This window comes from Accumulibacter sp., from assembly GCF_032229525.1.
In the GTDB taxonomy this organism is placed as follows: domain Bacteria; phylum Pseudomonadota; class Gammaproteobacteria; order Burkholderiales; family Rhodocyclaceae; genus Accumulibacter.
Map to the genome: position 1 here is coordinate 1 of NZ_JAVTWB010000268.1, position 9,522 is coordinate 9,522.

At 61.9% G+C, this 9,522-nt stretch carries 13 protein-coding genes; 12 read left to right on the top strand and 1 reads right to left on the bottom strand.

Translation table 11 applies throughout. From position 1 onward, the window contains the following. Positions 1–695: inositol monophosphatase family protein (locus tag RUW20_RS20985; protein ID WP_313954164.1), on the bottom strand; the 695-nt coding region annotated here is incomplete at its 3' end. Positions 696–761: 66 nt separating this feature from the next. Between RUW20_RS20985 and RUW20_RS20990 the strand changes: the two genes are divergently transcribed. From RUW20_RS20990 to RUW20_RS21045, 12 genes are all read left to right on the top strand, one after another. After that, on the top strand, positions 762–1,571 hold the full coding sequence (locus tag RUW20_RS20990) for an RNA methyltransferase (RefSeq protein WP_313954165.1): 810 nt from the start codon (positions 762–764) through the stop codon (positions 1,569–1,571). 43 nt (positions 1,572–1,614) lie between these two features. Further along, positions 1,615–2,367: a serine O-acetyltransferase gene (gene cysE, locus RUW20_RS20995; RefSeq protein ID WP_313954166.1), complete on the top strand. Its 753-nt coding sequence runs from the start codon at positions 1,615–1,617 to the stop codon at positions 2,365–2,367. Between the two features lie 64 nt (positions 2,368–2,431). Further along, on the top strand, positions 2,432–2,923 hold the full coding sequence (gene iscR / locus RUW20_RS21000) for a Fe-S cluster assembly transcriptional regulator IscR (RefSeq protein ID WP_313954167.1): 492 nt from the start codon (positions 2,432–2,434) through the stop codon (positions 2,921–2,923). A 13-nt stretch (positions 2,924–2,936) separates the two neighbouring features. Continuing rightward, on the top strand, positions 2,937–4,097 hold the full coding sequence (locus RUW20_RS21005) for a cysteine desulfurase family protein (protein ID WP_313954168.1): 1,161 nt from the start codon (positions 2,937–2,939) through the stop codon (positions 4,095–4,097). A 72-nt stretch (positions 4,098–4,169) separates the two neighbouring features. Continuing rightward, positions 4,170–5,381: an IscS subfamily cysteine desulfurase gene (locus tag RUW20_RS21010; RefSeq protein ID WP_313954169.1), complete on the top strand. Its 1,212-nt coding sequence runs from the start codon at positions 4,170–4,172 to the stop codon at positions 5,379–5,381. Between the two features lie 23 nt (positions 5,382–5,404). Continuing rightward, positions 5,405–5,800 (top strand): Fe-S cluster assembly scaffold IscU, encoded by a 396-nt coding sequence (gene iscU, locus RUW20_RS21015; protein ID WP_313954170.1) that lies wholly within the window; start codon positions 5,405–5,407, stop codon positions 5,798–5,800. Between the two features lie 46 nt (positions 5,801–5,846). Next, entirely contained in the window at positions 5,847–6,170 is a 324-nt protein-coding gene (gene iscA / locus RUW20_RS21020) for an iron-sulfur cluster assembly protein IscA (RefSeq protein ID WP_313954171.1), read from the top strand. Positions 6,171–6,260: 90 nt separating this feature from the next. Next, positions 6,261–6,788, top strand: coding sequence for a Fe-S protein assembly co-chaperone HscB (gene hscB / locus RUW20_RS21025; RefSeq protein WP_313954172.1), 528 nt, complete (start codon positions 6,261–6,263; stop codon positions 6,786–6,788). Positions 6,789–6,850: 62 nt separating this feature from the next. Next, positions 6,851–8,752, top strand: coding sequence for a Fe-S protein assembly chaperone HscA (gene hscA, locus RUW20_RS21030; protein ID WP_313954173.1), 1,902 nt, complete (start codon positions 6,851–6,853; stop codon positions 8,750–8,752). Continuing rightward, a complete protein-coding gene (gene fdx, locus RUW20_RS21035) occupies positions 8,749–9,090 on the top strand; it encodes an ISC system 2Fe-2S type ferredoxin (protein ID WP_313954174.1) in 342 nt (113 codons plus the stop codon). Before hscA ends, fdx begins: the two co-directional genes overlap by 4 nt. Next, positions 9,087–9,281, top strand: coding sequence for a Fe-S cluster assembly protein IscX (gene iscX, locus RUW20_RS21040; protein ID WP_313954175.1), 195 nt, complete (start codon positions 9,087–9,089; stop codon positions 9,279–9,281). Before fdx ends, iscX begins: the two co-directional genes overlap by 4 nt. Beyond that, the coding region (locus RUW20_RS21045; protein WP_313954176.1) for a DUF2237 domain-containing protein at positions 9,278–9,522 on the top strand (245 nt) is incomplete at its 3' end. The genes iscX and RUW20_RS21045, both read left to right, overlap by 4 nt.

Genomic DNA, 9,522 nt, shown 5'->3' on the forward strand with positions numbered 1-9,522 from the left:
AGGTCGCTGACCAGGCCGCCGGCCTCTGAGATCAAGAGCGCGCCACCGGCCATGTCCCACGGCGACAGGCCGAATTCCCAGAAGCCATCGAAGCGACCACAGGCGACGTAGGCCAGGTCGAGCGCGGCGGCGCCGGGGCGGCGCATGCCGGCGGTCTTTTGCGCCAGTTCCTTGAAGATTGCCAGGTAGGCGTCGATGTGGTCATAGACGCGATAAGGGAAGCCGGTGCCGACCAGCGCGTTTTCGAGTCGCAGGCACTTGCTGACCCGGATGCGCCGTTCGTTGAGAAAGGCGCCGCCGCCCTTGCTGGCGGTGAACATCTCGTTGCGTACCGGGTCGTAGACTACCGACTGCGTTATCTGCCCGCGGTGGGCGAGGGCAATCGAGATGGCGTACTGGGGAAAGCCGTGGATGAAGTTGGTGGTACCGTCGAGCGGGTCAATGATCCACTGATACTCGCTGCCGCCTGCCTGGCCGGCTGTCTCGCCCGACTCTTCTGCTAAAATGCCGTAGTCGGGATAAGCCTCGTGCAGGATGTCGATGATCGCCGCCTCGGCCGCTTTGTCCACTTCGGTGACGAAATCGCTCTGTCGCTTGGTGGTGATCTGCAAGTGCTCCAGATCCAGCGAGGCGCGGTTGATGATCTGGCTGGCGCGACGCGCCGCCTTGATGATGATATTGAGAGCTGGATGCATTGGCTTTAAAGAACGCGACGGGCGGCTGGTGCCGCCCGATTGGGTTTGGAGGACCCCGATTCTAATATGAACAGCACTGCAGGGTCTCATTCTTCCGGCTCGCCGCTCGACAGCATCCGCGTTGTCCTCTCGCATACCAGCCATCCAGGCAATATCGGCGCTGCGGCGCGGGCGATGAAAACGATGGGCCTGTCGCGCCTGCTGCTGGTCAATCCCAAGTGCTTTCCGGACCCACAGGCGGTGGCTCGGGCTGCCGACGCCGACGACATTCTTTCCCGAGCACAGGTGTGTTCCGATCTGGATGAAGCGCTGGCCGGAACGATCCATGTTTACGCGCTGTCGGCTCGGCACCGCAACCTTGGGCCACCGTCGATGCCGGCACGCGAGGCGGCCACGGACATTCTGGCCCGGGCCGGTGAGGGTGAGGTGGCCCTGCTGTTCGGCAACGAAACGGCGGGCCTGTCGAATGCCGAGGTGCAACGCTGCCAGCGTACGGTCTTCATTCCAGCAAACCCGGAATACAGTTCGCTGAATCTGGCTTCGGCGGTGCAGCTCGTGTGCTACGAGCTTCGCCTGGCGGCCTTCGATGGTCGTCCGCCGGTGGTTACCCGGGCCGTGCCCTTTGCTTCGCCGCCGGCGCCGCATCAGGACGTCGAGCGCTTCTACCAGCATCTTGAGCGGGTGATGGTGAGCAGCGGCTTTCTCGATCCGCAGCGGCCCCGGCGGCTGCTGCCGAAGCTGCGCCGCCTGTTCGGGCGAAGCGAACTGGAAGGCGACGAGGTCAACATCCTGCGCGGGCTGCTCGACGCCGTCGAACGGAAATTTTCCCGTCAGGGCGAGGCGAACGAGCCGCTGGAAAATAGTGGACCGAAATAGTAGGGTATTGTAAAATTCAGCCTCATCGCTCAAGGACTTTTCCATGTTCAGCCGTCTGCGCGAAGACATCCAATCCGTATTCGATCGTGATCCAGCCGCCCGCACTTCCTGGGAGGTGCTGACCTGCTATCCGGGCGTGCACGCGATCGCCCTGCATCGCCTGGCGCACTGGTTGTGGACACGTCGTTTGTCCTGGCTGGGTCGTTTCGTCTCGCATCTCGGGCGTTTCTTCACCGGCATCGAGATCCATCCCGGAGCGACCATCGGACGCCGGATGTTCATCGATCACGGGATGGGGGTGGTGATCGGCGAAACGGCCGTGATCGGTGACGACGTCACGCTCTACCACGGCGTCACCTTGGGCGGTACTTCCTGGAACAAGGGCAAGCGCCATCCGACGCTGGAGGACGGCGTGGTGATCGGGGCTGGTGCTCAAGTGCTGGGGCCGCTCACCGTCGGCGCATCGGCCAAGGTTGGCTCCAACGCGGTAGTGGTCAAAGACGTACCGGCAGGGGCGACGGCGGTAGGCAACCCGGCGCGGATCATCGACAACGAGCAGGCCCAGAAGCGCGAGGAGATGGCCGGGCAGCTAGGCTTCTCGGCCTACGCGTTGGCTGGCAATCAGGATGATCCGCTGGCCAAGGCGATTCACGGATTGCTCGATCACGCAGCCGAGGCAGACCGGCGTTTCGAGCTGCTGATCAAGAAGCTCGAAGAGGCCGGCGTTCATGTCAACGGCGACCTCAACGTGGCCGACCCGTTCGATGCGCAATACCTGAGTAAAATAGTTGACTAATCGGCAGCGCGTCAATATAGTCAATAACGCAGTAATCTGATCAACTATTATCGGTGGAGGAAGCATGAGACTGACGACCAAAGGGCGTTTCGCGGTGACGGCGATGATTGACCTGGCCCAGCGCTGTAGCGAAGGTCCGGTGTCGCTGGCCGGCATTAGCGAGCGCCAGAAGATTTCGCTGTCGTATCTCGAACAGTTGTTTGGAAAGCTGCGCCGCCACCAGCTGGTCGGCAGTGTGCGGGGTCCTGGCGGCGGCTATTGCCTGGCGCGACCGACCAGCGCGATGACGGTCGCCGACATCATCCGTGCCGTCGATGAGCCGCTCGATGCAACCCAGTGCGGTGGCCGCGAGAACTGCCACGATGAAGAACGCTGTATGACCCATGACCTCTGGGCGACCTTGAACGTCAAGATGTTCGAGTATCTGAGTTCGGTTACGCTGGCTGATCTGGTCGACCAGCAGCGCAGCAAGAACGGTGCGGCGGTTGCTGTCCTGCACGATGAGCGGCGGGTCAGCATCCGGCAACGCGCCAAAGTTGTCGCTTTCGGGCGTTAGGCCTCCAGTACTGATGTTTGCTCCCGTCTATCTCGACCACAACGCCACGAGCCCCGCCGATCCGGCGGTGGTTGAGGCGATGCTGCCCTATCTGTCGGCACAGTGCGGCAACGCGTCCAGCCGGCATGAGTACGGCCGGGCCGCGCGGCGTGCTATCGACGAAGCACGCAGCAAGGTTGCCGCCGCAGTGGGTGCGCATGCCAGTGAGGTGGTCTTTGCCAGCGGCGGTTCGGAAGCCAACAACCTGCTCATCAAGGGCGCCGCCGCCTGTTTGAAACCAGGTCTGCTGGCGGTCAGTTCGATTGAACATCCCTGTGTGATCCGACCGGCCGAACAATTGCGCAAGCGTGGCTGGACGCTGCACAGGCTGGCGGTGGACGCCGATGGACGAGTCGATCGCGAGCGCTTCGCGGCGGCGATGGTCGAACGACCGCAAATCGTTTCGGTGATGCTGGCCAACAACGAGACGGGCGTCGTGCAGGATGTCGAGTCCTTGGCCACTCAGGCCAGGGCGGCAGGCGCTGGCTGCTTCCACACCGACGCCGTCCAGGCAGTGGGCAAGATCGCGGTCGATTTTCGTCGCCTCAATGCGGCCGGCGTGCATGCGCTGACCTTGTCGGCACACAAACTGGGTGGCCCGAAAGGCGCTGCCGCACTGGTGCTCGACAAGCGGCTCGATATCGAGCCGTTGATCGCTGGCGGCGGTCACGAGCGCGGCTTGCGCTCGGGTACCGAGAACGTGGCGGCGATCGTCGGCTTTGGCGTCGCCTGTGAGTTGGCAATGGAGCGTCTTGAAGCGCGCGGGCGTCAATTTCTGACCATGCGCGGCCAGCTCGAACTTGGCCTGGTCGGCCTCGGCGCGACGCTCTTTGGTCAGGCGGCCGAGCGGCTGCCGAACACTGTTTATTTCGCCTTTCCGGAACTTGATGGCGAAACGCTCGTCGGACAACTCGACCGAGCCGGCTATGCGGTGGCCAGTGGCGCTGCCTGTTCGAGCGCCAACCCCGAGCCGTCGCACGTGCTGCAGGCGATGGGCGTTGCCCCCGAGCTGGCACGTGGCGCGGTGCGTGTCAGCCTTGGTGGTGCCAACACGGTCGAAGAGGTCGATGGTTTTCTGGCAGCCCTGCAACTCACCGTGCTCAAATTGCAGCAATTGACGGCAATGGCGGTATGAGTGTCGAGCACTGGAGCGCCGGATGAACAAGCTGTACAAGATGTACCAGACGAACAACACGGAGCAAGAGCAATGCTGAAATTACCGATCTATCTCGATTATTCCGCCACGACGCCGGTTGATCCGCGCGTGGCAGAGAAGATGATCCCCTATTTGGTCGAGAAATTCGGCAACCCCGCTTCGCGTTCGCACGCATTCGGCTGGGAAACCGAGGCGGCGGTCGAGGAAGCCCGCGAAGAAGTGGCCAAGCTGGTCAATGCTGACCCGAAGGAGATTGTTTGGACCTCCGGCGCTACGGAGTCGAACAATCTGGCGCTCAAGGGCGCAGCGCAGTTCTACGCCGGCAAGGGCAAGCACGTGATCACGGTCAAGACCGAGCACAAGGCCGTGCTCGATACCTGCCGCGAACTCGAACGCCTGGGCTTCGAGGTGACCTATCTCGACGTCGTGGACAATGGCTTGCTCGACCTGGAAGTCTTCAAGGCGGCGCTACGTCCGGACACCATCCTGGTGTCGGTGATGATGGTCAACAACGAGATTGGCGTCATCCAGCCGATCGCCGAGATCGGCGAGATCTGCCGCGCCAAGGGCATCGTCTTTCATGTCGATGCGGCGCAGGCGACCGGCAAGGTGGTCATCGATCTGGCGACGCTGAAGGTCGATCTGATGAGTTTTTCGGCCCACAAGACCTACGGGCCAAAAGGTATCGGCGCTCTGTACGTGCGCCGCAAGCCGCGTATTCGCCTGACCGCTCAGATGCATGGCGGTGGACACGAGCGTGGATTTCGCTCGGGAACGCTGGCCACGCACCAGATCGTCGGCATGGGTGAGGCCTTTCGCCTCGCTCGCCTGGAGATGGGCGCCGAGAACGAACGTGTCCGCATGCTCCGCGACCGCCTGTTGAAGGGCCTGTCGGATATCGAGCACGTTTATGTGAATGGCGACATGGAGCAGCGTGTTCCACACAATCTGAATATCAGCTTCGCTTATGTCGAGGGTGAGTCCCTGCTGATGGCGATCAAGGATCTGGCCGTGTCATCGGGATCGGCCTGCACCTCGGCTTCGCTCGAACCGTCGTACGTTCTGCGCGCCCTCGGCCGCGAGGACGAACTGGCGCACAGCTCAATCCGCTTTACGCTCGGCCGTTTCACCACCGAGGAAGAGGTTGACTACGCTATCCGCCTGTTGCACGACAAGATTGGTCGGCTGCGCGAACTTTCGCCCTTGTGGGAGATGGTGCAGGAAGGCGTCGACCTGAGTACGGTCCAGTGGGCCGCACATTGAGATGGTTTTGAAGGAGAAGCAAAATGTCATATAGCGTAAAAGTTCTGGATCACTACGAGAATCCGAGAAACGTCGGTTCCTTTGGCAAGGAAGACGAGGGCGTGGCCACCGGCATGGTCGGCGCGCCAGCCTGTGGCGACGTGATGAAGCTGCAGATCAAGGTCGGCAAGGGGGGGATCATCGAAGACGCCAAGTTCAAGACCTACGGTTGTGGCTCGGCGATCGCCTCGTCTTCACTGGTCACCGAATGGGTCAAGGGAAAGACCGTCGAGCAGGCGCTGGACATCAAGAATACGCAGATCGCCGAGGAACTGGCGCTGCCGCCGGTAAAGATCCACTGTTCGATTCTCGCTGAAGACGCGATCAAGGCGGCAGTGGCCGATTACAAGAAGAAGCACGGTGATCAGCCTGCCGGCTGAGACGAAAACACGGCAAAGCAAACGCAACTACAGCAGGAGAATTTTCATGGCAGTGACGCTTTCTGAACGAGCGGCAAGCCACGTCGCCAACTACATGGTGCGGCGTGGCAAGGGCATCGGTCTGCGCCTCGGCGTGCGCACCAGCGGGTGCTCGGGGATGGCCTACAAGCTTGAGTTTGCCGATGTGGCGCAACCGGACGATATCGAGTTCGAGTCGCACGGGGTCAGGGTGCTGGTTGATCCCAAGAGTCTGCCCTACCTCGAAGGCACCGAGCTCGACTACACCCGCGAAGGACTGAACGAGGGCTTCAGGTTCAACAACCCGAACGTCAAGGACGCCTGTGGCTGCGGCGAGAGCTTCAACGTCTGACATCGAGGCGTGGCTGGCGGGCGACCGACTGACGGACGCGTGGCATGGCTTGCGTCGTGCCGGAACTGAAGCGCACCAATACCGACAAGCATGGATTTCAATTCCGATCATTTCTCGCTGTTTGAGTTGCCCGTAGCCTTCCGGCTGGACCCCTCGCTGCTCGACCGGCGCTATATCGAGATGCAGTCAAGGGTTCATCCGGACCGCTTCGCGAGTGCCGGTGAGGCGGAGCGGCGCCTCTCCCTGCAGTGGGCAACGCGGGTCAATGAAGGCTATCAGACCCTCAAGAAGCCATTGTCGCGGGCAAGATACCTGCTGCATCTGGCGGCTCACGATGTCGGCAGCGAGAACAACGTCGCGATGCCCGCTGACTTTTTGGTCGAGCAGATGGAATGGCGCGAGGCGGTCGCCGAAGCCCGCGCCGCTGGTGAGCACCATGAACTCGAGCATCTGCACCATCGTCTGAAGCGCGACATCGGCGAACGCTACGACGAACTTGCCGTTTTGCTCGACGATAAGCACGATCTGGAGCAGGCGGCGGATCGCGTGCGGCGCCTGATGTTCATCGACAAACTGCTCGTCGAGATCGACGACGCGATGGTGGCGTGCGAAGAGTAGCAGAGTAGCCGGAAGCTTGCCGTTCTCCCATCAACAACAAGTCTCAGGACCCCATTTTCTTCATGGCACTACTACAGATAGCAGAACCCGGCGAGTCGGCGGCGCCACACGAACACCGGCTGGCAGTCGGCATCGACCTGGGTACGACCAATTCCCTGGTGGCCACGGTGCGCAGCGGTTTGGCCGTGGTTCTCCGCGACGAACTTGGTCGCCCACTGCTGCCTTCGGTAGTGCGCTATCTGTCTGACGGCGGCAACGAAGTCGGCTACGAGGCGCAGGCCAGGCAGGCTCTCGATCCGCGCAACACCATCGGTTCGGTGAAACGCTTCATGGGGCGAGGGATCAAGGACATCGCCAATCGTGAGTCGCTGCCTTACGTTTTCGATGAGAGCCCGGGGATGCTGCGCATGCACACGGCGGCCGGGCTGAAAAGTCCGGTGGAGGTTTCGGCCGATATCCTGCGCGTTCTGCGTGTGCGCGCAGAAGCTTCGCTGGATGGCTCCCTGGTCGGTGCGGTGATCACCGTACCGGCCTACTTTGACGAAGCCCAGCGTCAGGCGACCAAGGATGCGGCGACGTTGGCCGGGCTGCCGGTGCTGCGCCTCCTCAACGAGCCGACGGCGGCGGCCATTGCCTATGGGCTCGACAACGCCAGCGAAGGCGTTTACGCGGTCTATGATCTGGGTGGCGGCACCTTCGACATTTCGATCCTCAAACTGTCGCGGGGGATTTTCGAGGTCTTGGCGACCGGTGGTGATTCGGCGCTCGGCGGCGACGATTTCGATCACCGCATCTTCTGCTGGATGCTCGAAGCGGCCGACCTCAAGCCGTTGTCCGTCGAAGATGCCAGCATGCTTCTGGCACGCGCGCGGGAAGCCAAGGAATACCTGACCTTTCACGGCGTGGCACCAATCACGGGACGGCTGAACAGCGGCGAAGTGGTTGATCTGAAACTGACCACCGAGATCTTTGCCGAGATCACCCAGACCCTGGTGGCCAAGACCTTGCAGCCGGTCAAGAAGGCCCTGCGCGATGCCGGGCTGTCGGTCAGCGAGGTCAAGGGCGTGGTCATGGTGGGTGGCGCCACACGGATGCCACAGGTGCAGCGTGCGGTCGGCGAGTTCTTCAGGCAGGACCCACTGAACAATCTCGACCCCGACAAGGTGGTCGCCATCGGAGCGGCAACGCAGGCCAACCTGCTCGCTGGTAATCGCGCGGCAGGAGACAACTGGCTCCTGCTCGACGTCATTCCGCTGTCGCTGGGCCTCGAAACGATGGGCGGCCTGGTCGAGAAAATCATTCCGCGTAATTCGACCATCCCGACGGCGCGGGCGCAGGAATTCACCACTTTTCGCGATGGTCAGACGGCATTGGCCGTCCATGTCGTCCAGGGCGAGCGGGAATTGGTCAGCGATTGTCGTTCGTTGGCGCGCTTCGAGCTGCGCGGCATCCCACCGATGGTGGCCGGCTCGGCGAGGATCCGGGTGGCTTTTCAGGTTGACGCCGACGGACTGCTATCAGTCACCGCCCGCGAACAGGCCTCAGGTGTCGAGGCCAGTATCGTCGTCAAGCCATCGTACGGACTGTCCGATGACGAGATCGCCGGCATGCTCAAGGACTCGATGGCGCACGTCAGGGATGACTCCCTGCTGCGTGCGCTGAAGGAGTCGCAGGTTGACGCGCAGCGTCTGCTCGAGGCGGTGCGAGCGGCACTCGGCGCCGACAGCGACTTGCTCTCGGCCGACGAGTTGTCGCGTATCGACGGTGACATCGTCAAGCTGGAGAGCGCGGCGCTCGGTGAGAACCGTCGGCAGATCATGCTGGCAATGGACGACCTCGAGGCGGACACCAAGGATTTCGCGGCGCAGCGGATGGATAAATCGATCCGGCGGGCTTTTTCTGGCCGCAACATCAAGGAGCTGGATGGCGCTCCGGTGACGGTGAAAACGGGAGAAACCGCATGACCCAAGTCATCGTGCTGCCGCACCTCGAACTTTGTCCCGACGGCGCCGTGTTCGAGGCTCGGCCTGGCGAATCCCTTTGCCAGAACCTGCTGGAGAACGGCATCGCCATCGAGCATGCATGCGAGATGTCCTGCGCCTGTACGACCTGCCACGTGGTCGTTCGCGAAGGTTTCGAAGCGCTTGAACCGTCCGACGAGGTCGAAGACGACCTGCTCGACAAGGCCTGGGGTCTGGAGCCGAATTCACGCCTGTCGTGCCAGGCGATGGTTAATGAAACGCCGTTGACGATCGACATTCCGCGTTATTCGATCAACATGACCAAGGAAGGCAAGCGATGAAATGGACGGATATCAACGAGCTGGCCATCGAACTCGCCGAAACCCATCCGGAGGTCGACCCGCTGAAGATCAACTTCGTCGACCTGATGAACTGGGTGATCGCCTTGCCGGGTTTCGAAGACGACCAGCGGCACTGTGGCGAGAAGATTCTCGAGGCGCTCCAGCAAGCCTGGATCGATGAGCTGTCATGAAACCCGATGACACCGGTGGTCAGCAGCGCAACGTTCTCGGCGGCCTGCTCGGTTCCTGCAGTGAAAAGCCCCTGACCGGGTTTTTTCGCGACGGCTGCTGCAACACCAGCGAAGAGGACTTCGGCAGCCATACCGTGTGCATCCTGGCGACTGCCGATTTCCTGGAGTTCTCTCGGGCACGGGGTAACGATTTGTCGACGCCACGGCCGGAGTTCGGATTTCCCGGCCTGCAAGCGGGTGA